Source organism: Dellaglioa sp. CoH-57-MRSF-20, assembly GCF_056781955.1.
In genome coordinates this window covers 243,732-265,178 of record NZ_JBXAXV010000003.1, presented here as the reverse complement: position 1 = coordinate 265,178, position 21,447 = coordinate 243,732, and the positions used below count along the sequence as shown (strand labels likewise).

Genomic DNA, 21,447 nt, shown 5'->3' with positions numbered 1-21,447 from the left:
ACGTTACGTTTTGAAAGGGGTAAAGATAAGAATGATTGAATTTGAAAAACCAAATATTCATAAGATAGATGAAAGTCCTAACTATGGTAAATTTGTTGTAGAACCACTTGAACGCGGTTATGGTACGACATTAGGTAATTCACTTCGTCGGATTCTATTATCTTCCTTACCAGGCGCATCTATTACTAATATTCAAATTGATGGTGTTTTACATGAGTTTTCAACTATTGAAGGCGTATTGGAAGATGTTACTCAAATTATCTTGAATATTAAGAAAGTTGCTTTGAAGTTAGCTGCTGATGAAGACCAATCCATCGAAATTGATGTGAAAGGTCCCGCAGAGGTTACTGCCGGTGACATCATTGTAAACAGTGATGTTGAAGTATTAAATCCCGACTTGTACATTTGTACAGTCGCAGAAGGTGCATCTTTTCATGTTCGCATGAACGCTAGCAATGGTCGTGGATACGTATCTGCTGATCAAAACAAAGCGGAAGATATGCCAATTGGCGTATTACCAATTGACTCCATTTATACCCCAATCGAACGTGTGAACTACCAAGTAGAAAAAACACGTGTTGGTCAAAAAGATGATTATGACAAATTGACACTTGATGTTTGGACTAATGGTTCAATTACACCAAGCGAAGCCATTAGTTTGTCGGCTAAAATTTTAACTGAGCATTTGACTTTATTTGTTGATTTAACCGATGAAGCTAAAAATGCTGAAATTATGGTTGAAAAAGAAGAAACACATAAAGAAAAAATGCTCGAAATGACGATTGAAGAACTTGATTTATCAGTTCGTTCATACAATTGTTTGAAACGTGCTGGAATCAACACGGTTCAAGAATTAACGAATAAATCCGAAGCTGACATGATGAAAGTCCGTAACTTGGGCCGTAAATCATTGGAAGAAGTTAAAGCTAAATTAGCTGCGCTTGATTTATCATTACGTCATGATGACTAATATTATATAGAGGGAGGGAAACTATTCATGAGTTACCGCAAATTAGGACGTACAAGTTCTCAACGTAAAGCAATGTTACGTGATTTAACAACAAGTCTTATTATCAACGAACGAATTGTGACTACTGAAGCTCGCGCTAAAGAAGTACGCAAATCTGCCGATAAAATGATTTCTTTAGGTAAACGTGGTGATTTAGCTTCACGTCGTCGTGCTGCTGCTTTCGTAAGAAACACAGTTGCTGACGTGAAAGAAGATGGTGACGATGTCACTGTTCAATCAGCATTACAAAAATTATTTTCTGATGTAGCTCCTCGTTACGCTGAACGTAATGGTGGATACACTAGAACTATGAAAACAATGCCTCGTCGTGGCGATGCCGCACAAATGGTTATTATTGAATTAGTATAATTCGTTAACAGATAATTTTTCACTTTGATTGATGATTAAAAACAAACGTTATGATGATGGAGTAATCTTAGTCTAGTTTGAAGGTTCTTCACATTTGTGATTTGCCGGTCATCCTTCATAGTGATTTTTTATTGTCTAATGAGGTCTGAAAAAAGGGTTCTGAACACATTTTAATAATGTGTTCAGAACCCTTTTTTTATGTGCTAAAACCTAGTATGATAATAGTATTCTTAATCTGTTTAGGGGGTAATGTGATGGCACAAAGTTCAATACAACTTTACCGTTATGATAGTAAATATTTATCGGAAATAACGACATTATTCAACCAAACAATTCAAGAGATTAACCGACAAGATTATTCACAACTAGAAATTAATGAGTGGGTGCAGAATAATCCAGATCTGAGTGCATGGCATAAACGATTAAGTGAATCATTTACGCTACTTGCCATCAAAGATTTAAAGGTCATAGGATTTGGTAACCTTGAAGTAACAGGACATATTGATATGCTGTACGTAGAGAGTTCTATGATTCGACAGCATATCGGAGCGCTTATTTTAACAGAATTAACAAATTACCAAAGGAATGAATTACAAATAAATGTACAAACGGTAGAGGCTTCAATAACTGCTGTCTCTTTTTTTGAACATTATGGGTTTAAAATTATAAAAAGATAAGATAATTATCGACATCAACAAAATCTAGTTAATTATCAAATGGTGAGAGAAATTTAGCTTAAAATGCAGTTCTTAGCGCAATATAAAAAGGTGTGACTAAATGGCTGTTTATTGTTAATTAAGAGCTTAAAAGTACAAAAAATGCATTTTAGATGTATGTTGTATAGATAGGACAACTATAAAGAGTAAAAGTATAAATACACTGAGTTCATTTTGGCCTGTGATATAATGCAAAACGTAAGTTATCTTGTGAATTGTGAGGACAGTAACAATGACTGAATTAATTAAAGTTGATCATTTAAATTATCAATATGAAGCACAAAAAGAAATGAGTGAAATGGCACTTAAAGATGTGTCCTTTACGATTGAAAAAGGTGACTGGGTTGCAATTATTGGTCATAACGGTAGTGGGAAAAGTACATTATCTAAAAATATTAATGGCTTGCTAGCACCTCAATCAGGTGAAATCACAGTAGATGGCCTTATTTTATCACCAGAAACGGTCTGGGATATTCGTCGTAAGATTGGCATCGTTTTTCAAAACCCAGATAACCAGTTTGTGGGAGCAACTGTTGAAGATGACGTTGCATTTGGACTTGAAAACAATGGAATAGAACGTAAAGAAATGCAAGAACGAGTCAGAGACGCGCTTGAACGTGTAGATATGTGGGAGTTTGCGGCCAAGGAACCTGCTAGACTATCTGGGGGACAGAAACAACGTGTCGCAATCGCTGGAATTGTCGCTCTAAGGCCAGAAGTTATCATCTTGGATGAATCAACTAGCATGTTGGATCCAGAAGGTCGTGACGAAGTTTTGAGCCTAATACATCAACTCAAAGAAGAACGTGGGCTAACAATTATTTCAATCACGCATGATATTAATGAAGCGGCAAGTGCTGACAAAATTATGGTTATGGACAAAGGCGAGCTGGTAAAAGAAGGCACACCTGCTGAAATTTTTGCACTTGGTGAACAATTAGTAGATATGGGATTAGATATTCCATATCCAGAACGCTTAAAAGTCGCGCTTAAAAAACGTCATTTTGACATTCCGGACGACTATATGACAGAGGAAGGTATGGTAGATTGGTTATGGCAATTAAATTCAACGAAGTAGCCTTTACCTACCAAAAAGGGACACCTTTTGAAAGTCGGGCGCTACATAATATCAATCTTGAAATTGAGGACGGCTCATTTACAGCAATTGTTGGACATACAGGTTCTGGTAAATCGACCCTATTGCAACATTTAAATGGCCTATTAAAACCAACTGAAGGTAAAATTACAATTGGGAATCAAATCATTACACCAGAAACGGCCAATAAAACGTTAAACGATTTACGAAAACAAGTTGGCATCGTTTTTCAATTTCCAGAAGCACAATTGTTTGAAGAAACGGTTATTAAAGATGTGGCATTTGCGCCAAAAAACTTTGGTAAAACAGATGAAGAAGCTGAGAAAATAGCGACAAAAATGTTGAAGTTAGTTGGATTACCAGAGAATATCTATCAGCAATCACCATTTGACCTCTCTGGTGGTCAAATGCGTCGCGTAGCAATCGCTGGAATTCTGGCTATGGAACCTAAAATCTTGGTTTTAGACGAACCCACAGCAGGATTAGATCCTAAAGGTCGCGTTGATATGATGGCAATGTTCGAAGAACTTCATCGTGAACAAAATTTGACGATTATTCTCGTAACGCATCAGATGGATGATGTGGCAAATTATGCGAATCACGCTATTATCATGTCAAAAGGAACGATTATTAAATCGGGCACACCAAGAGAAGTTTTTGCTGATCCAGAGTTCTTATTAAGTAACCATTTGAACGTGCCAACAACAACGTTATTTTCAAAAAAATTAATTGAAAAAGGCTTTGAATTCAAGGAGATGCCTTTAACAGAGAATGAATTAGCCGACGACCTCGTCACGCTGCTAAGCCAAAATGGAGGTCATGACGCTAATGAATAAGTTGATTTTTGGACGTTACATAGCGGGTGATTCACTCGTTCACCGCATGGATCCGCGTGCTAAATTAGTTTTGAGTTTTTATTTTGTTGGAATAATCTTTATGGCAAATAATTGGCAAAGTTTTTCTATGCTTTTAGTTTTTACGTTAGGATGTATTTTAGCGTCAAAAATTAATATGAGTTTCTTTTTAAAAGGTGTCCGGCCATTAATTTGGCTGATTATCTTTACGGTTGCTTTGCAAATGCTATTTTCAAGTGGTGGCCAAATGTACTGGCATTGGGGGATTTTTAAAATTTCTCAATTTGGTGTGACAAATGGATTATATATTTTTTGCCGATTTATTTTAATTATTTTTATGTCAACATTATTGACGTTGTCAACGGCACCACTCCAACTAGCAGATGCGATTGAATCTTTATTAAAACCACTTAAAGCAATCAAATTTCCAGTTTATGAAATTGCGTTAATGTTATCAATCGCGTTACGTTTTGTCCCTACATTAATGGATGAGACAGAAAAAATTATGAACGCTCAACGAGCTCGAGGTGTGAACTTTGGTCAAGGGTCGCTAATTAAACAAATGCAATCAATTATCCCGTTGTTAATTCCGCTATTTGTAAGTTCGTTCAATCGTGCCGAAGATTTAGCGATTGCCATGGAATCTCGTGGTTACCAGGGTGGAGAAGGTCGAACAAAGTATCGTATTTTAAAATGGCGGACGGCTGATACGTTAGCTTTTGTTTTATTCGCTATCGTTACCGTTGCATTAGTCTACCTCAAAAATTAAGGATGAATAAATATGTCAGTACGTTTTAAAATTACCGTTGCTTATGATGGCGCAGCTTTTGCAGGGTTTCAGAGGCAGCCAAACCAACGGACGGTTGAATCTGTCTTAGAAAAAGCAGTAACAATTATGAGTAAATCAGAAGTACCAGTTAGAATTTATGGTTCAGGCCGAACAGATGCTGGCGTTCATGCCTTAGGACAGGTTTTTCATTTTGACTTCATGCATGAAATTCCGGAAACTAGCATGATGAGAGCATTGAACAGTTTATTGCCACTGGATGTTCAAGTTAAAAAAGCCGAACTTGTCAGTGATGATTTTCATTCACGCTATAGTACGCATGGTAAACGATATATGTATCGTGTTTCTCAAGGTGAATTTACCGACCCATTTAAACGCTTCTACACGGGTCATTATAAATACAAGATAGATATCGCCAAAATTGAAGAAGCATTACCTGATTTAGTTGGCGAACATGATTTTTCTAGTTTCGTGGCGGCAGGTAGCCAGGTTACAGATCACGTTCGGACGATTTATGAGGCAACCGTGAGAGAAGATAAAGAAAACCATGAAATTATTTTTGAATTTTATGGAAATGGCTTTCTGTACAATATGGTCCGAATTTTAGTCGCTACACTCCTAGAAATAGGGAACGGCCGGCGTCCGGTTCATGATATTTTACGGTTATATGAAGTAAAGGATCGACAACAAGCTCGAGAAACAGCTCCGGCGAGTGGATTATATTTAAAAAAGGTTTATTATCCGGACGAATTAGGGTAATATAGAAGTTATTGACAATATGAATACTAAGGCAATTTTAAATCTGAAAAGGTGTTATTTATTTGTGGGATGCCCATAAATTAGATTGACAAATTGACTTTTAATAGTTAATATTATAAATGGTATTGTTTGCCCCACTGATAGGCCCCGGAAACTTATTTGAGTGTCAAACAAACAACATGAAAAAACGGAGGAAACAATCGTGCGTACAACTTATTTAGCAAAAAAAGGCGAAATAGAACGTAAATGGTATGTTATTGATGCAACTGATATTTCTTTAGGTCGCTTATCAACTGTCGTTGCTTCTATCTTACGCGGTAAAAACAAACCAACATTCACACCTAATGTGGATACTGGTGATAACGTTATTGTTATCAATGCAGAAAAGGTTGGTTTAACTGGTCACAAAGCTGACAGAAAATTATACCAACATCATACAGATCATCCAGGTGGTTTAAAAACTCGTACTGCTGGTGATTTCCGTGCCAACGATCCTGAAAAATTGATTGCTTTCTCTGTTAAAGGTATGCTTCCAAAAGGTACTCTTGGTAAAGAACAAGCATTGAAATTACACGTATATCGTGGTGCAGAACATGATCAACAAGCACAACAACCAGAAACTTTAGATATTACAAACTTAATTTAAGGAGGCAATTGAAATGGCTCAAGTCGTATATTCAGGAACAGGTCGTCGTAAAAACTCAGTAGCTCGCGTACGTTTAGTACCAGGTACTGGTAAAATTACTATCAACAACAAAGCAATTGAAGATTACATTCCATTTGCTAACTTACGTGAAGTAGTCTTACAACCATTTAACGCTACAGAAACATTAGGTAGTTATGATGTTTTAGTTAACGCTAATGGTGGTGGCTTCTCAGGTCAAGCTGGCGCAGTTCGCCATGGTATTGCTCGCGCATTACTTACAGTAGATCCAGATTTCCGTGCAGCTCTTAAATCTGCAGGATTACTTACTCGTGATCCTCGTATGAAAGAACGTAAGAAACCAGGTCTTAAGAAAGCTCGTAAAGCAAGCCAATTCTCAAAACGTTAATATATATTTATATCGATATTTTGAAGCACTTCACAAAGCAATTTGTGAGGTGTTTTTTTTGGTATATTGCAGTTGTCACTGGTGAATATTTTTGGTTCTATTGCAACTATTGTTGGTGAATATATTATGGAGGGTGTTGTCACTTTGTGACAACGCCTTTTTTATGTACATAATCCTCATTACAAAGAAAATGTGTTTCCTAAAATTACTGAAATCGTAGGCATTACGTTTAATATGTTTCAATTCATTGTTAGTTTCTTAAAGTTGGCCACTAGAATAACGTAGTAGCCTAATAGAGATGCCCGCCATCCGTAGCTAACAATTTGATTATGTTGAGAACTCTGCAGGGGTGTCAGGCATTTTTGAAGGTAATCTAAAGTACCATAAACTCCGATGACTGCTGGATTAAGGAGTGCTTTCAGCAAATTTCATATTTAGTAAAACCTTAGTATTATTTGTCATAGGAGACTCTTTTTAGTGTCATACAAAAAAATCTGTTGCCAGTGATAGATTTTTCTATCACTGGCAACAGATATTGTAGACCTTCTATTTATATATATATTAACTTTGGCTGTAAACCGCGGTCACTGAGTTACTACTTGACCAAACAACAATCAGATTCTGCTTGTTCGTTTCTTCACCAGTATTAACACCATATTCGTGACTAGTCCCTTTGGGATAGAACATGACGGACCAATTAATAGAAACATCACTTGCATTACTTAAGCTGGCGGTTAAGATATTATTAGCAACTTCAAATTTCGTCGCATGCAGCCCATTCTGATCTTTTAAGCCAGCTTTATTTAATGTAAACGAAGATGATGACACTAGACTATCTTTAGTAATATTTAACGGCTGAACATCATCAAGTGGTAAGTCGCGTCCCCGTGCTTCTAACTTCACAATTTGCCACTGACCGACGATACTGCTGTAATCACTGACTTGAATTTGATCTAAATTCATCTGTTTTGGTTGATTTACTTCTTTGGCAGGCGTCTTTTTAATCGTATTTACTTTTTTTGACGACTGCGCTTTTTTCTTATCTGACACGGATTCTTTTTTTGGTTGATTTACTTCTTTAGTATGCGTCTTTTTAGTTGTATCTGCTTTTTTTGACGACTGCGCCTTTTTCTTATCTGACACGGATACTTGTTTTGGCTGACTTGTTTGCTCAGACTGTGACTTTTGTTGCCCACACGCTGTTAATAAAGCAACCATTACGATACTAGTCATTACAAGTAAAGGCTTCTTCATCTCAATTCCTCCTTACAATAACGAATTAGTGTTTACGACGGCGCGTTCCTGCAAGTCCAAAGAGACTAACGGCACCAACAAGAGCTGCACCAATCACTGAAACGACTGACGAATTAGTTTCGTCAGTTTGTGGTAATACCGAAGCACCTAATATTTTAGCGTTATTGATTTCTGAATGATCAGCAGCTTTAAGACGTGATGTTGATGTATTATTGCTTGGTGCAACAATACCATTGTTGTCAGTCGTGTCTTTAGCTGTTTCACTACCTTTAGCAACAACAGAACCAGTTACGTTACCTTTATCTGAACCATTGTCTGAACCTGTTACATGACCAGTATGTGAACCAGAATCGTTATCAGTACCAGTTGATGGTTTGTCAACATTGTTCAAAGCATCTTCGATGTCTTTTTCATGTTGTAATTTAGCTAATGCAGCTTGTGCATCGTCTAAAGCTTTCTTAGATGCATCAGCGATTGCTTGTAACTTCGCATATTGTGCATCGTCAGCAACGGAAGCAGCTTGTGCATCTTCGGCAGCTTTAACAGCCTCGTCGTATGCTTTTTTAGCAGCTTCAACAGCTTTTGTTGCGTCAACTAAGTTAGCTTCAGCATTCTTTAAGTCATCTAAATGATTTGTTTTTTCGCCAAGTGCGTCTTGACCAGCTTTTAAAGCTGCTTGAGCGGCACTTAATTTAGCAGTTGCATCTTTTAATGCAGTTTTAGCAGTAACTAATTTAGCATTAGCTGCGTCTAAAGTCATGTGTTTTTGAGCTTGTGTTGTTTTAGTTGTAGCTAAGGCAGCTTGTGCATCTTTTAAAGCTTGTTGTTTTTGAGGCATTGATGCATTTAAATCATCAACAACTGTTTGTGCATTTTTAACAGCTACAGTAGCAGTTTTAACATCGTTTTGTGCTTTAGTTAAGGCTGTGTGTGCTGTTGCTTGTTTTGTTTTAGCAGTTGCTAAAGCAGTTTTAGCTGTAGCTAAGGCTTGGTTAGCTTTAACTGTTTGTGATTTAGCTGCTGCAAGAGCTGCATCAGCAGTTTTTGAAGTTGCTGTTTTAGCAGTAACGTCGCTTGCTAATTTATCAATTTGAGCTTGACTGACAGTTCCAGATTCAACAGGTGTAGTGCTAAATTTAGAAGCGTCGTTAACATCATAGTCATCAACAAAGTTAAAGAAACTTGTTAAGAAGATATTACCGTTAGATTGTTTAAATTGACCGAAGCCAAGACCGAACCATGTGTTATTGGCAGGTGTATATGTTGCCATAATGCCAGCAACACTTACGGCATGGCCCCATTCACCCCCATTGAATAAGAAGGCATTCATTGAATCATAGATAGATTTCTTGAAAGCATCAAGACTAAGATTCCAACCATTTTCAGATGATTTATCGAAGATAGTATTCATATCTTGTTGTGTTAAGTATGTTAATCCCATACCGTTAGCAATGCTGTTGTTTAATGCATTGTCATGACCATCATCAGGATCGTTATTCTTAGATGTATAAGCATCGCCGATTGATTGACCTAATTTTTTAGAACCTTCTGAGACTTCAACTTGTGTGCTACCAAAACGGTCACGCACTTCATTTAATAATTGTTTAGCATATTCATTTAAGTCATCAAGATATTTGTTTAAATCTGATTGGTTGTTAATATGAACAGTTTTATCTTGGTCATTTGAAATGTAGCCGCCATTTAATGCCCATTCTTTTTCAGTTGCAGCTGTTAAACTGTCAATGACATCTTGATAATTAGCGTCAGCTGATGAAGCATCTGAATAAGCCTTTAAGGCATTAATGTAGTCTTGGCTTAAGTTGATGTGATTTTGGTTAGCTTGATGATTACCTTGTTGTTTCTTAGCATCATCTAATGCTTTTTGAGCAGTATCTTTAGCTTTTTGAGCAGCGTCAGCTTTAGCTTTAGCATCATTTTGTTGTTTGTTAGCATCAGTTACGCCAGTTTGAGCGTTATTAACATTGTTTTGTGCGTCAGCAATATTCTTGTCAGCTTGGTCAGCACCTTTTTGAGCATTGTCTTCAGTTGTTTGAGCTTGATCCAAGTTATCTTTGGCATTGCTTAAATTCTTGTCGGCTTCGGCTGAACCTTTGCCATCAAGGTTATTTTGAGCATTATCAACGTTTTCTTGAGCTTTATCAGCATCTTTATCAGATTGGTCAGCACCTTTTTGGGCTTCATCAACGCCAGTTTGAGCATTATCGACATCTGTTTTACCTTTATCAACATCTGTTTTAGCGTTATCAACGTCTTGACCTAATTGGTTATTTGTTTTGTCTTGTTCGTCAACTGCATCTTGAGCGTTATTGATAGATTCATCAGTTGCGTTATCAGCAGTATTTTGCGCATTTTGTTGATTATCAACAGCACTGTTTAAATCTTCTTGTGATTGATTAGCATTTTCTTCAGTTTGACCAGCATTGTCTTTAGAAGCATCGGCTGTGTCTTTAGAAGTATCAGCAGCACTTTGATCTTTGTCAGCTGTATCTTTGGCATTATCAACGTCAGTTTGAGCGTCTTTAATATCGTCATCTAATTTTTGACTGTTAGATTGAACTGTTTGAGTATGAGTTGTTTCAGTTGAGTCGGGTGTAGTTGTTGCAGCGTTTGCCGTTGTTGTAGCACCAACGACAGTAACTCCAGCGATTAATGCACTTGATAATAAAGTAATGTTTGATTTTTTCATAATATAAAATATCCTCCCAATAAATTAATAATTATTTAGCAACCTGTTCAAATTTTAACCCCTCTAATAAAAATCCGAAGCCCATCATTTGTGAACCAGTTACGGAATTAAGTGTAAATGTTTTTTTATCTTTGTCTAAACTAGCTTTCATTGTATAATCATCAAATTTCATGGTAAGTTTACCGTCTTCAATTTCATAAGTACCTTGGTCTGACTTTTTATCAGTTTCAACTTTAGTCACAGTGTTTCCTTTAAACTTCAACTCAAATTTGGAACCACCCATGTCGGAAATATAGCTTCCATCCATCTTATTTGAATTGCCCATCATAAACATAGCCACAATAATAACTATAGCTACTATACTGACACCGGTAATAATATTTGCTTTTTTTGACATTTTTTCTCCATTTTTATAAATTTAATATAATAAATCTTATTTTCTGAACGAATTAAATGCACTGACGGTTGAGGACATAGCTGCCAAGCGTGCATTTGAGGCAATATCTTGTTGTAAGCCTCTCATTTCTTCCTGCATTGAAAGTTGAGTTTCTTGGAATTGTTGTGTTTCTAAAATGTTAAAGGCTTCTTGCAAATCACGTGCCCGAGTTTCATCAATTAATTTCCAAAGACGAAAAATATCGAAATAGTTGTAGAATTTCTCTGGGAATCCTTGCTTGCCTGCAATATAATCTTCATTTGCCATTTCAGCGTCCAAGTCTGCTAAGGCTTGTGTTTTAGATTCATTACCCGGCATAATATAAACAAAATATTTAAAAGCAAATAGCGCGATAACAGCAATGATGAATGGCATCGCCGCACTTGTCTGACTAGTAATCATAAAAAGAACAATTAAAACGACTAATGCGATGATTATTCCTCGAAATTTTTTCTTACCTTTTTCAATCTTAGCCTCTGCTTCACGAATTTGTTGTTGGATAACTGCAGCTCCCGCTGTAACACTTCTTTTTGCCATTAAAAAATCTAAAAGTTCTTCTTTATTCATAATTTTCTCCCTTTTCTTTGAACGAATTATTAACCAACCTTTACCAAACGATCCCTATAAAATCTCCTCCCCCAAAAAAGTAATTTATATCTTGCACTATCTTCACATGATATATTTTATCTCAAAAATATACTCAATACTACCTTTTTATGTAACTTTATAGGTATACTGAGAGCTTTGAAAGTGTGCGCACTTAATTTATCATTAAACATATGGATAAATAGGAGCGATTTATGATTATACTTGTGGGCACTTTCATTCGGAAAAAGCGAAAAGAATTAGGACTTACAATTGAAGAATTGGCAGAAATGGCGGACGTATCCGCCAGCTATTTGGCTCGACTCGAAAGAGGACAATTAGACGATACGAGTACAAGAAAGTTGGAACTAGTTCTGAATGCCTTACAATTAAATTTGGCTGATATATTAATGAGTAATGATTTTAACGACATTTATACGCCCGAATTAATTAACAGATTGAAAAGCATGACCACAGATGATAGAATGCGTATCTCTAAAGCGTTACTGGAAATCTTGAAATAGAAATTGATTAGACATATATTAAATGGGTAGAGAGTGTGTAAAGCATAAAAAAAGACACCATTAATGGTGTCTTGACTAGTCTATTTTATGGTGTTAATTTTATCTCGTATTATGGATTTTATTCAATGTTGTTCCTTTTTCAATATTGTAAAGTATTGATACAAGTGGATTCAAATAGATAAGATTCCATGAAGTATTAATCGATAATTCTCAAAACGCTAATATATATTTATATCGATATTTTGAAGCACTTCACAAAGCAATTTGTGAGGTGTTTTTTTGTATGGATTTTAAGTGTATAAAATATTCTAGTTCGGAATCTACGAAAATTTCTAAATTCAAAACCAACGCGTTTAATGACCTTAATTTTATTGTTTATTCCTTCTAAAGGACCGTTAGTATAATAATAGCCAAAATTATTTTTAATCTCAGAATGGTGACAAAGCAACGTTTCAATACTTTTAAGCATTTCTTCAGAACACCTTTCGGTGTTTCTAACTGTAAAATCATAAGATTTCCAGTCCTTCAACCGAATGGTTGATCTTATTTGGTTCATGAGTTCATATGATTTATTTAGTTCAGGATGAATCGCTAATAAATGATCAACGACATTTGTTTCTGTTGTTAGGTATGGGAAATAAGTCCATTTCTTGAAATTTTTAAAATCTAAGGTTTCAGAAGGTTTTAACAGGAGCTTCCAGTAACGTTTTAGTGCTTTGTAGTCTTGTGATGATTTTGAAAGTTCTTTCATCAGTCTAATTCTAGTTTTAGTGAATCCACGATTCACTGAATTGATAATATGAAAGGTATCTATGATGACAATCGCGTTAGGAAAGACTTCTTTGGCTAGTTTAGGATAGGTATAATTCATATCAGTTACGATAATTTTCACGTTTTTTCTAGCTGCAGCTGAGTAACGATAAAAATAACGTTCTATTTGATAGAATCTTCTAAAAGATAAAAGTTTGATTAATTCATGGTTACTAGCATCCATAAATTCAAAACTCATGGCATCTGTAGCTGATTTGGTACTCTTGACTTCGTCAAGTAGGAGTACTTTAGGTAAAAATTTATAATTAGGTTTAAAATCACGTTCAAAGGTCATTAAAATACGACCTACAAAGGAATCAGGATTCGAAATTTCATTAGCAATATGAGTTAAAGAAACGGATTCCGCTAATTTAGTTAAACAGAGCTGTTTAGATAGATTGGAAATCGTACAATTTTTAGGAACCACACTTGTTTGGACAAGGAAGTATGACTGCCGCTCATGACAGCTAAAGTATCTTCGTTTGAGTGATAAAATGATACATTTACCAAAAAATTTAGGGTAGCGTATGGGTGTTTGACGCCAACTATACCTGATAATCTGTCCTTCGTTTTTAATATCACAATTTGGACAATCCCTTCGGCTGGTAATCAAGAACACGGTTAAATCGAGTGACACCGTCATTAGAAGACTGATAATCAACAATCGTTAGACTACTGTCTTTTATTTTAAGCCAAAATTTAGTATGATTAGGCATGCGGAGAGTTCCATCTTTCTTATTAATTCATCTGTGGTGGTTGAGGGATAATGAACATGGATGAACTCGTAACCAAAAGTCTTATGACTTTTGGCTTTTTTTTGTTATTATACAAAAAAACTGTCATCAGTAATAGTTTTTACACTAGTCCCAACAACAGATAGTACAGAGCCTTTTTATTGTATTTAAAATTTAAAGATATTTCCTTCTATTTGGAATATTCGTTGGGTTTTGGGAGCAACTACTGATAATAACCTAGCTAAAACACAAAGAAAAGTAAAGGGTATATAAACGATTTCTCCTCCCTTTACATTTTTTCATTTTTGCAGAAGGATTAATACAGCAATCGATACTGAAACTTACTGCAAAAATCAATTAAAAGGCCCAAAGGAAGAAGTTAATCAATTTTACACAAAATAAAAATGAGATTACCGTATTTTCACTTAAATCTAATTTTTTTTATTGTCTCAATTTTATAATGCTTTTTGACAACCTCCAAAAGAAAACATATACTTAATTATGAAAACGCTTTTATATAAAACGGAGGCAAACAGATGACACCAGAAATTGAATGGCTAGATACACCAACCGTTTTTCGTGTTGGACAGGTACCAGCTCACAGTGATCATAAGTACTATGCAACTCAAGCAGAAATGTTACAACAAAAAAGTTCATTTGAACAATCTTTGAATGGAACTTGGAAATTTAGTTACAGCACTAATGCAGCAAGTCGACCAAAAAATTTCTATCAGACTGACTTTGATGCAGAACAATTTGACACAATTCCAGTACCACAGCATATTGAATTATCAGGATATGAGCAATTACATTATATTAATACGATGTATCCTTGGGAAGGACATGAATATAGACGACCTGCTTTTTCAGATACTGATTTAAATCAGTATGCTGGAATGTTTAGTGATGCAGAATATAATCCAGTAGGTTCATATTTAAACCATTTTGACTTGGAACCAACTCTTCAAAATAAACGCGTTATTATCCGTTTTGAAGGTGTTGAACAGGCAATGTACGTCTGGTTGAATGGACATTTTCTAGGATACGCAGAAGATAGTTTTACACCAAGCGAATTTGACCTGACACCTTATTTAAAAGATAAGGATAATTGTTTGGCAGTTGAAGTGCATAAACGAAGTTCTGCAGCCTTCATTGAAGACCAAGACTTTTTCCGTTTCTTCGGAATTTTTCGTGATGTGACACTGTTAGCACAACCTGCAACACATTTAGATGATTTTTGGGTGATTCCTGATTACGATAGTGGACAAAAAACAGGACAAGTAGATTTACAACTTCATTTTAGTGGGGCAGAACAACGTGTCCGTGTCACATTCAAAGACCAAGATGCGGTGTTATTTAGCGATGAATTAATGAGTGGGTCAGATGTCGAAAAACACTACAATTTAGCACAACCAGTGACTGCTTGGCAGAATGACCGGCCTTATTTATATACATTACAATTAGAAATTTTAGATGCTGATGGGCAATTAATTGAAATTATCCAACAACCAGTTGGTTTTCGCAAAATTGAAATTAAGAATCGCGTGATGTTATTAAATGGTGAACGATTAATTATCAATGGTGTTAATCGTCATGAGTGGAACCCTAAATCAGGAAGAACCATTTCAGATAATGATGAAGCTTGGGATGTTGACTGTATGCAACGTAACAATATTAACGCAGTTCGGACGTCACATTATCCAGATCGATTATCTTTTTACAATCGTTGTGATCAGGCTGGTATTTATATGATGGCTGAAACCAACTTAGAATCACATGGTTCTTGGCAGAAAATGGGTGAAGTTGAGCCTTCTTGGAATGTGCCCGGCTCATCGGATCAATGGGAAGCAGCCGTTTTAGACCGCGCTAAAAGTAATTTTGAGTTATTTAAAAATCATCCCTCAGTTTTATTTTGGTCATTGGGTAACGAATCATACGCCGGCAGTGTCTTAGCGAAAATGAATGAGTACTATAAACAAAAAGATTCGACACGTTTAGTTCATTATGAAGGTGTTTTCCGTGCGCCTGAATACAAAGATGTCATTTCAGATGTTGAAAGTCGGATGTATGCAACACCAGCCGAAATTAAAGACTATCTAGAAAATTCACCACAAAAACCATTTATCTTGTGTGAGTATATGCATGATATGGGTAATTCATTGGGCGGGATGAAATCATATATTGATTTATTACAACAATATGAATCCTATCAAGGTGGTTTCATCTGGGACTTTATCGATCAAGCATTGTTAGTTGAAGATCCCGTCACAGGTCAAAATGAGTTGCGTTATGGTGGCGATTTTGATGATCGACCATCTGATTATGCATTTTCGGGTGATGGACTCGTTTTTGCCACACGTAATGAAAAACCAGCAATGCAGGAGGTAAAATACTATTATGGCACAGATAAATAAGCAGTTAACTGTCATTTACGGAGATGTCACACTCGGTTTAAAAGGAAATGATTTTCATTATATTTTCTCCTATCAAACGGGTGGCCCAGAATCTTTTAGAATTCAAGGTAAAGAGTGGCTTTATCGCTCACCAAAACCGACTTTTTGGCGTGCAACAACGGATAACGATCAGGGGAGTCAGTTTCCAGTAAAGTCAGGGATGTGGTTGGCCGCTGATCAATTCAGTAATTGTCAATCAGTTAAAGTTGCTATTAATGGTAAACCAATTGCGTTACCGATTGCACCAGAAAATAATCGTTACACTAACCATGAAGTCGCTGAAAAAGTGGCTATAAGTTATATCTATAACACACTGACTGTGCCGCAAACGCAAGTGACGGTCACTTATACTGTTGAAGCAACCGGAAAAATGAATGTTGCAGTTTCATACCAAGGAAAAGCTGGATTACCCTCATTACCTGTTTTTGGGTTGCGATTTATTATGCCCACACCAGCGACTCGTTTTTGTTACCAAGGATTATCAGGAGAAACTTATCCAGATAGAATGGCCGGAGGAATTCCAGGCCGATATGAAGTTCAAGGGTTACCAGTGACACCATACTTAGTTCCGCAAGATTGTGGTGTGCATATGCAAAATGATTGGGTAACTGTTTATCGACAGTCTGTTCTGGATAATCGTATGCAACAGGCTTCTGAAACGGGTTTAACATTCAGTGCGGTTGATCAACCAATTGCGTTTAGTTGTTTACCTTATACAGCTGAAGAATTAGAAAATGCGACACATCATAGCGAATTACCAGCGGAACATCGTACCGTTTTATCGATTCTAGGCGCCGTTCGAGGTGTTGGTGGTATTGATAGTTGGGGTAGTGATGTTGAGGATGACTATCAAATTGATGCGATGAAGGATATTGCTTACCAATTTAATATCACATTTGATTAATTTGCCTATCTACCATAACTATAGTAGACTGTAAATAATTAATAAACAGGGAGTGTGAAGTGCATTGGTAAATACAAATCGTTAATCGAATAACTGTCGACTAAACAAGGGACGAAGTGTGTCTTTTTATGCATGTTGACTATTCAAACGGTTTGCAATATCAATTCTTTTTCACATCTGAAAGAACCACTTTTTTTGATGGATAACGATTGAAGAGCATATAACTGTATGCTCTTTTTTTGTAGAATCAAATGGATAGTTTAGCGGTCGACCTCACAAAGAAATGAGGTAATTACTATAGGAACAATACAAATTAAACAATTAAGTTTTCAATATGATGGACAATTAGCACCAATTTTTAAAAATGTTGATTTACAATTAGATGCCAGCTGGAAGTTAGGTCTAATTGGTAGAAATGGTCGCGGAAAAACGACTTTATTTAGAATTTTACAAAATCAATTACAGTACCAAGGAAAGATTAGAACAGATTTAGAATTTCAGTATTTTCCTCAAACAGTTGTTAAACCAGAAGAGTCAGTGTGGCTGGTTATCAAGAGTATCACAGACTTACAAGACTATGATCAGTGGCAAATTTTAATCGAATTAGATAAACTTGGACTATCTGAAAAATTATTGACGGAACCATTTAATCAATTAAGTCCAGGACAGCAAACTAAGATATTATTAGCCAGCTTATTTGTTGGCGAAGGTAAATTTCAATTAATAGATGAACCGACTAATCATTTAGATGAAAACGGTCGAAAAATTATTTCTGATTATCTAAGACAAAAACAAGGATTTATTTTAATCAGTCATGATCGTTATTTTTTAAATAATATTATTGATCATGTTATTTCAATTGATCGCGCTAAAATCAGTCAATTTAAGGGTAATTATAATACGTGGGCTGACGAAAATACGTCACGAAATAATTGGGAATATAATGAAAAAGAAAAATTACAACATGATATTAAACGATTAGAAGGTGCTTCACGGAAAAAATCGGGTTGGGCTAATCAGACTGAGGCGAAAGTATCTGGTGCGACAGACAGAGGATTTATTAGCCACAAGGCAGCTAAATCTATGAAACGGGTACTAAGTATTAAAAAACGTGCCGATAAAGCAGTAGAAGAGAAAAAATCTTTACTTAAGAATATTGATGTGGCAGATCTTTTAACGTTGAATTTTGAAAAATTAGTGTCAGATAAGACTTTACTAGAGGTAATTGGCTTATCAGCATTTCGTAAACAATTGCCGGTAAATAAACCGGTAGATTTTAAATTAAAGATGGGAGAGCGCGTTATTCTTCAGGGTGAAAATGGTTCTGGTAAATCGAGCGTTATCGCTGCTATACTAGGTCAATTAAAGTATCAAGGGCAATACAAATTTGCAACACCTTTAAAAGTGAGCTGGTTACCGCAAAATTTTGATGGTTTATCTGGTTCTTTACAAGAATTCGCTGCAGAAAAAAATGTTTCTTATTCTTTAATGTTGGATACATTAAGAAAACTTGGTTTTGAACGTTATGAATTTGATAAAGATATCAGTCAAATGAGCATGGGCCAAAAGAGAAAAGTGGCTTTGAGTCGTTCGTTGGTTGAACCAGCAAATATATATATTTGGGATGAGCCACTTAATTATCTAGATGTTATCACGCGTCAACAAATTCAAGATGTTATTCTGGCTTTTCAACCACCGATGTTAATCATTGATCATGATAAAGAATTCGTTGAAAAGGTTGGAACAAAATTCGTTGAGATTGAACATTATTAGTGAATGGTTAATTAAAGGCATCCAATTTATACGTCTATTGATATCAAGATAGTCGTAATGATATACTGTTAAGAGCATAGTTATTTTAACTGTATACTGATTAGCGGGGCATACAGAATTAAAATCGACGTAAGTTGAATAATAAAAGATCAACTTTATTTGAAGGCATGTATTCATAATATGAATCTTTAACTTTGAAAGAAATTGTTAATTAATAGAGCAAGGAGGAAACATTAATGGCTGATAAAGCAAAGACTGATAGAGATAAAATGCTAGAAATTATCAAAAAGAAACAAACTGATGGCGGAAACTTCAATAAGAAGGCTACTGCTAGAAATGATCGTACTAAAATGCGTAAGGGTCCTAAGATTTTTAAATAGAGGTTTAGACTTAGCTCAGATAAATATCTGGGCTATTTTTTTAATCATTAAAATCTAGCATACTTTTACTGAATCAATTCCAATATATCTGCAGTAACTTCTTCAGCTGTAGCAGGACTACCACTACTAATCCATTGCAACATCGTTCGTAGAACGCCACCAAGAATGAACGTTTTTTGAGTATTATTTAGCCGACTGATACTAGGCGTATCTTTAAGAATCTTTTCAAAATAAGTATAAAAAGAATCTTCCAATAAATAAACAATATCATTTTTAATTAGGATATCCATAAATTCAGAATCATTATGCCAATAGTTAAAAGCTAGCTTGAAAATGTTTTTCAAACTAATTTCTGTTTGATTGGACTTGAGTTCGGCGTAAAACTGGTCAAATAAGTAATCGGACCGAGTTAGTAAAATCGCGTCCTTATTTTCAAAATTACGATAGAAAGTCAGCCGGGCAACTCCGGCTTTTTTTGTGATTTCAGTTATTGTGATTTCTTGATAAGATTTTATTTTTAATAAGTCAATTAAAGAATCAATAATCAAATTTTTACTTAATTTTGCTTGGTTATTTTCCGTCATTTTTTATATCTCCTTGAAGTGTAACAAATAACACGATTTTGTATCTTGTAAATCACGCGATAAATGATTAATATAAGTGTAACAAATGTAACACTTATAGCAAGAAAGATAAATGACACTTGAAGTATTTTATATAAAGTCATTAAAGTCGGAAAATTTATTAAACTAATTAAAAGAGGTTATTGAACATGAAAAAAATTTGTATTATATTTGATCATCCCTACACTGCAGACGCTGGATACAATGAATTGCACAATAGGAGTTATTCAGCGGCATTACTAGTTAGTGCTAAAGCAGCGTATGAAAAAGAGGGCTGTATTGTGGACGTAATTGATTTGCATAAAGATGGGTTTGATCCTGTAATGCACCAAGAAGACCTAATATCTTGGCGTAAGAAGATACCAACGGATTCTATGACGGCGAATTATCAAGAACGCCTCATGGCTGCAGATGAGCTTGTCTTTATTTTTCCAATCTGGTGGGAATCTATGCCAGCTATGATGAAGGGATTCTTTGACAAAGTTATTGCTAAAGGGATTCTTTATACAGAGCAGGAAAATAAAAAATTATTTAAAAATGAGATGGTTCATTTAAAGAAAGTTAAAATGGTTACAACTATGTCAACACCAGGTTGGATTTATCGAACTATCTTTGGAAATCCTGTGACTAAAATGGTATTTAGGGGAACATTCCGGAAGATGGGGTTTAACCAGTTGAAATGGTTTAACTTTGCTGCAGTTCAAGGAATGAAACTTGAAAAACGACAACAGTTGTTGAAGAAGTTTGAAAATAATATTGTGAAGTAAGAGGGTTCAACCTGATTGGGTAAATACAATTAGGTTGGCTCTTTTTTAATATCACTAGAACCGAATCTTTTGAATTTAGTTCAGTTAATTTAAGTAGTATAATACAATTGAATTATTAAGGAAGAAAAGGGCGTCAAATAGTGAATGGAGGGGCAAAATGATGACAGAACATGAAAAATTATTGGCAGGTCAAGATTATGATTATCGCGACCCAGAATTACAGGGTATGATTGCGGCGGGTAAAGAATTAGTCACTATAATCAATACGACAACTGACCTAGAGAAAAGAGCAACAGCAATTCACGAGTTGTTAGGGAAATCTGGGGAAGGACTCGTTATTAATGGTCAATTTAATACAGTTTATGGTAAACATATCACTGTTGGTGATGATGTTTTTATTAACGGTAATTGTACATTTCAAGATTCAAACAAAATCACATTAGGAGATCGTGTCATTGTCGCGCCAGACACGAAGTTATATTGTGGTGAACATGCATTAGATGCAACAAAACGTTTTGGAAAAAGACAAGATGGTAGTCGTTATTTAATTACTTATACTAAACCAATTACAATTGGAAACGATGTGTGGATAGGTGGAAATGTCACGATTATTGGTGGCGTTCATATTGGGGATAATGTGATTGTAGCAGCTGGTGCAGTGGTGACAAAAGATGTTCCTGACAATACAGTAGTGGGCGGCGTGCCCGCCAAAGTTATCAAACAATTAGAGCCATTAAAATAAGAAAATTTTTATATTAGGTGAGAGGAATGAGCAGGCTATTTTAGCATTTTTGCCTAGTATTAGATAATCAGCTAAATTAAAGAAACCTAAATTAGGTTGTAGGAGGGAAAAGT

At 35.5% G+C, this 21,447-nt stretch carries 22 protein-coding genes; 16 read left to right on the top strand and 6 right to left on the bottom strand.

Annotated features, from left to right (window positions below):
* The first annotated feature begins 31 nt into the window (after positions 1 to 31).
* From AC1RPN_RS04940 to rpsI, 9 genes are all read left to right on the top strand, one after another.
* On the top strand, positions 32 to 970 hold the full coding sequence (locus AC1RPN_RS04940) for a DNA-directed RNA polymerase subunit alpha (RefSeq protein ID WP_409022032.1): 939 nt from the start codon (positions 32 to 34) through the stop codon (positions 968 to 970).
* Between the two features lie 27 nt (positions 971 to 997).
* Positions 998 to 1,378 (top strand): 50S ribosomal protein L17, encoded by a 381-nt coding sequence (rplQ, locus tag AC1RPN_RS04935; protein WP_057974617.1) that lies wholly within the window; start codon positions 998 to 1,000, stop codon positions 1,376 to 1,378.
* A gap of 254 nt (positions 1,379 to 1,632) precedes the next feature.
* Complete coding sequence (locus AC1RPN_RS04930) at positions 1,633 to 2,055, top strand: GNAT family N-acetyltransferase (RefSeq protein ID WP_481761613.1); 423 nt, start codon at positions 1,633 to 1,635, stop codon at positions 2,053 to 2,055.
* Between the two features lie 271 nt (positions 2,056 to 2,326).
* Positions 2,327 to 3,172, top strand: a complete 846-nt coding sequence (locus AC1RPN_RS04925) for an energy-coupling factor ABC transporter ATP-binding protein (RefSeq protein ID WP_481761612.1) — start codon at positions 2,327 to 2,329, stop codon at positions 3,170 to 3,172.
* Positions 3,148 to 4,026, top strand: coding sequence for an energy-coupling factor ABC transporter ATP-binding protein (locus AC1RPN_RS04920; protein ID WP_481761611.1), 879 nt, complete (start codon positions 3,148 to 3,150; stop codon positions 4,024 to 4,026). The genes AC1RPN_RS04925 and AC1RPN_RS04920 overlap by 25 nt, the downstream gene beginning before the upstream one ends.
* Complete coding sequence (locus tag AC1RPN_RS04915; RefSeq protein WP_481761610.1) at positions 4,010 to 4,813, top strand: energy-coupling factor transporter transmembrane component T family protein; 804 nt, start codon at positions 4,010 to 4,012, stop codon at positions 4,811 to 4,813. Before AC1RPN_RS04920 ends, AC1RPN_RS04915 begins: the two co-directional genes overlap by 17 nt.
* A gap of 12 nt (positions 4,814 to 4,825) precedes the next feature.
* On the top strand, positions 4,826 to 5,590 hold the full coding sequence (gene truA / locus AC1RPN_RS04910; RefSeq protein ID WP_409022037.1) for a tRNA pseudouridine(38-40) synthase TruA: 765 nt from the start codon (positions 4,826 to 4,828) through the stop codon (positions 5,588 to 5,590).
* A gap of 202 nt (positions 5,591 to 5,792) precedes the next feature.
* Positions 5,793 to 6,236, top strand: coding sequence for a 50S ribosomal protein L13 (gene rplM / locus AC1RPN_RS04905; protein WP_057974611.1), 444 nt, complete (start codon positions 5,793 to 5,795; stop codon positions 6,234 to 6,236).
* Between the two features lie 13 nt (positions 6,237 to 6,249).
* Positions 6,250 to 6,642 carry a 30S ribosomal protein S9 gene (rpsI, locus tag AC1RPN_RS04900; RefSeq protein ID WP_409022038.1) on the top strand — a complete coding sequence of 131 codons (393 nt, stop codon included), beginning with the start codon at positions 6,250 to 6,252 and terminating at the stop codon, positions 6,640 to 6,642.
* A 561-nt stretch (positions 6,643 to 7,203) separates the two neighbouring features.
* Here the strand turns inward: rpsI and AC1RPN_RS04895 are convergent.
* Genes AC1RPN_RS04895 through AC1RPN_RS04880 form a run of 4 tightly spaced genes read right to left on the bottom strand, consistent with a single transcriptional unit; the run spans position 7,204 to position 11,606 of the window.
* Positions 7,204 to 7,896 carry a DUF6287 domain-containing protein gene (locus tag AC1RPN_RS04895; RefSeq protein WP_481761609.1) on the bottom strand — a complete coding sequence of 231 codons (693 nt, stop codon included), beginning with the start codon at positions 7,894 to 7,896 and terminating at the stop codon, positions 7,204 to 7,206.
* Between the two features lie 25 nt (positions 7,897 to 7,921).
* Positions 7,922 to 10,603, bottom strand: coding sequence for an SEC10/PgrA surface exclusion domain-containing protein (locus AC1RPN_RS04890; RefSeq protein WP_481761608.1), 2,682 nt, complete (start codon positions 10,601 to 10,603; stop codon positions 7,922 to 7,924).
* Positions 10,604 to 10,634: 31 nt separating this feature from the next.
* Positions 10,635 to 11,000: a hypothetical protein gene (locus tag AC1RPN_RS04885; protein ID WP_481761607.1), complete on the bottom strand. Its 366-nt coding sequence runs from the start codon at positions 10,998 to 11,000 to the stop codon at positions 10,635 to 10,637.
* Positions 11,001 to 11,036: 36 nt separating this feature from the next.
* Positions 11,037 to 11,606 carry a hypothetical protein gene (locus tag AC1RPN_RS04880; protein ID WP_481761606.1) on the bottom strand — a complete coding sequence of 190 codons (570 nt, stop codon included), beginning with the start codon at positions 11,604 to 11,606 and terminating at the stop codon, positions 11,037 to 11,039.
* Positions 11,607 to 11,839: 233 nt separating this feature from the next.
* Between AC1RPN_RS04880 and AC1RPN_RS04875 the strand changes: the two genes are divergently transcribed.
* Complete coding sequence (locus tag AC1RPN_RS04875; protein ID WP_481761605.1) at positions 11,840 to 12,148, top strand: helix-turn-helix domain-containing protein; 309 nt, start codon at positions 11,840 to 11,842, stop codon at positions 12,146 to 12,148.
* A 229-nt stretch (positions 12,149 to 12,377) separates the two neighbouring features.
* On the opposite strand, the gene AC1RPN_RS04870 is transcribed toward AC1RPN_RS04875, so the two are convergent.
* Positions 12,378 to 13,595, bottom strand: coding sequence for an ISL3 family transposase (locus tag AC1RPN_RS04870; RefSeq protein WP_481761604.1), 1,218 nt, complete (start codon positions 13,593 to 13,595; stop codon positions 12,378 to 12,380).
* Between the two features lie 633 nt (positions 13,596 to 14,228).
* Between AC1RPN_RS04870 and AC1RPN_RS04865 the strand changes: the two genes are divergently transcribed.
* The 4 genes from AC1RPN_RS04865 to AC1RPN_RS04850 all read left to right on the top strand — a co-directional run bounded on the left by AC1RPN_RS04865 (position 14,229) and on the right by AC1RPN_RS04850 (position 19,202).
* Positions 14,229 to 16,106: a glycoside hydrolase family 2 TIM barrel-domain containing protein gene (locus AC1RPN_RS04865; RefSeq protein ID WP_481761603.1), complete on the top strand. Its 1,878-nt coding sequence runs from the start codon at positions 14,229 to 14,231 to the stop codon at positions 16,104 to 16,106.
* Positions 16,090 to 17,049 (top strand): beta-galactosidase small subunit, encoded by a 960-nt coding sequence (locus AC1RPN_RS04860; protein ID WP_481761602.1) that lies wholly within the window; start codon positions 16,090 to 16,092, stop codon positions 17,047 to 17,049. The genes AC1RPN_RS04865 and AC1RPN_RS04860 overlap by 17 nt, the downstream gene beginning before the upstream one ends.
* Positions 17,050 to 17,340: 291 nt before the next feature.
* The gene (gene abc-f, locus AC1RPN_RS04855) at positions 17,341 to 18,822 is read left to right on the top strand and encodes a ribosomal protection-like ABC-F family protein (protein ID WP_481761631.1); all 1,482 of its coding nucleotides are present in this window, start codon (positions 17,341 to 17,343) and stop codon (positions 18,820 to 18,822) included.
* A gap of 236 nt (positions 18,823 to 19,058) precedes the next feature.
* Positions 19,059 to 19,202: a hypothetical protein gene (locus AC1RPN_RS04850; protein ID WP_409022043.1), complete on the top strand. Its 144-nt coding sequence runs from the start codon at positions 19,059 to 19,061 to the stop codon at positions 19,200 to 19,202.
* Positions 19,203 to 19,267: 65 nt separating this feature from the next.
* On the opposite strand, the gene AC1RPN_RS04845 is transcribed toward AC1RPN_RS04850, so the two are convergent.
* A complete protein-coding gene (locus AC1RPN_RS04845; protein WP_481761601.1) occupies positions 19,268 to 19,786 on the bottom strand; it encodes a TetR/AcrR family transcriptional regulator in 519 nt (172 codons plus the stop codon).
* 188 nt (positions 19,787 to 19,974) lie between these two features.
* On the opposite strand from AC1RPN_RS04845, the gene AC1RPN_RS04840 reads away from it, so the two are divergent.
* A complete protein-coding gene (locus AC1RPN_RS04840; protein ID WP_481761600.1) occupies positions 19,975 to 20,592 on the top strand; it encodes an NAD(P)H-dependent oxidoreductase in 618 nt (205 codons plus the stop codon).
* Positions 20,593 to 20,749: 157 nt separating this feature from the next.
* Positions 20,750 to 21,334, top strand: a complete 585-nt coding sequence (locus AC1RPN_RS04835) for a sugar O-acetyltransferase (protein WP_481761599.1) — start codon at positions 20,750 to 20,752, stop codon at positions 21,332 to 21,334.
* The last annotated feature ends 113 nt before the right edge of the window (positions 21,335 to 21,447 follow it).

What these genes read in the sequence shown, in the direction of transcription:
- AC1RPN_RS04940 (WP_409022032.1), top strand. Translation starts at nt 32, where the DNA reads ATGATTGAATTTGAAAAACCAAATATTCATAAGATAGATGAAAGTCCT.
- rplQ (WP_057974617.1), top strand. Translation starts at nt 998, where the DNA reads ATGAGTTACCGCAAATTAGGACGTACAAGTTCTCAACGTAAAGCAATG.
- AC1RPN_RS04930 (WP_481761613.1), top strand. Translation starts at nt 1,633, where the DNA reads ATGGCACAAAGTTCAATACAACTTTACCGTTATGATAGTAAATATTTA.
- AC1RPN_RS04925 (WP_481761612.1), top strand. Translation starts at nt 2,327, where the DNA reads ATGACTGAATTAATTAAAGTTGATCATTTAAATTATCAATATGAAGCA.
- AC1RPN_RS04920 (WP_481761611.1), top strand. Translation starts at nt 3,148, where the DNA reads ATGGCAATTAAATTCAACGAAGTAGCCTTTACCTACCAAAAAGGGACA.
- AC1RPN_RS04915 (WP_481761610.1), top strand. Translation starts at nt 4,010, where the DNA reads ATGACGCTAATGAATAAGTTGATTTTTGGACGTTACATAGCGGGTGAT.
- truA (WP_409022037.1), top strand. Translation starts at nt 4,826, where the DNA reads ATGTCAGTACGTTTTAAAATTACCGTTGCTTATGATGGCGCAGCTTTT.
- rpsI (WP_409022038.1), top strand. Translation starts at nt 6,250, where the DNA reads ATGGCTCAAGTCGTATATTCAGGAACAGGTCGTCGTAAAAACTCAGTA.
- AC1RPN_RS04895 (WP_481761609.1), bottom strand. Translation starts at nt 7,896, where the DNA reads ATGAAGAAGCCTTTACTTGTAATGACTAGTATCGTAATGGTTGCTTTA.
- AC1RPN_RS04890 (WP_481761608.1), bottom strand. Translation starts at nt 10,603, where the DNA reads ATGAAAAAATCAAACATTACTTTATTATCAAGTGCATTAATCGCTGGA.
- AC1RPN_RS04885 (WP_481761607.1), bottom strand. Translation starts at nt 11,000, where the DNA reads ATGTCAAAAAAAGCAAATATTATTACCGGTGTCAGTATAGTAGCTATA.
- AC1RPN_RS04880 (WP_481761606.1), bottom strand. Translation starts at nt 11,606, where the DNA reads ATGAATAAAGAAGAACTTTTAGATTTTTTAATGGCAAAAAGAAGTGTT.
- AC1RPN_RS04875 (WP_481761605.1), top strand. Translation starts at nt 11,840, where the DNA reads ATGATTATACTTGTGGGCACTTTCATTCGGAAAAAGCGAAAAGAATTA.
- AC1RPN_RS04865 (WP_481761603.1), top strand. Translation starts at nt 14,229, where the DNA reads ATGACACCAGAAATTGAATGGCTAGATACACCAACCGTTTTTCGTGTT.
- AC1RPN_RS04860 (WP_481761602.1), top strand. Translation starts at nt 16,090, where the DNA reads ATGGCACAGATAAATAAGCAGTTAACTGTCATTTACGGAGATGTCACA.
- AC1RPN_RS04850 (WP_409022043.1), top strand. Translation starts at nt 19,059, where the DNA reads ATGGCTGATAAAGCAAAGACTGATAGAGATAAAATGCTAGAAATTATC.
- AC1RPN_RS04845 (WP_481761601.1), bottom strand. Translation starts at nt 19,786, where the DNA reads ATGACGGAAAATAACCAAGCAAAATTAAGTAAAAATTTGATTATTGAT.
- AC1RPN_RS04840 (WP_481761600.1), top strand. Translation starts at nt 19,975, where the DNA reads ATGAAAAAAATTTGTATTATATTTGATCATCCCTACACTGCAGACGCT.
- AC1RPN_RS04835 (WP_481761599.1), top strand. Translation starts at nt 20,750, where the DNA reads ATGATGACAGAACATGAAAAATTATTGGCAGGTCAAGATTATGATTAT.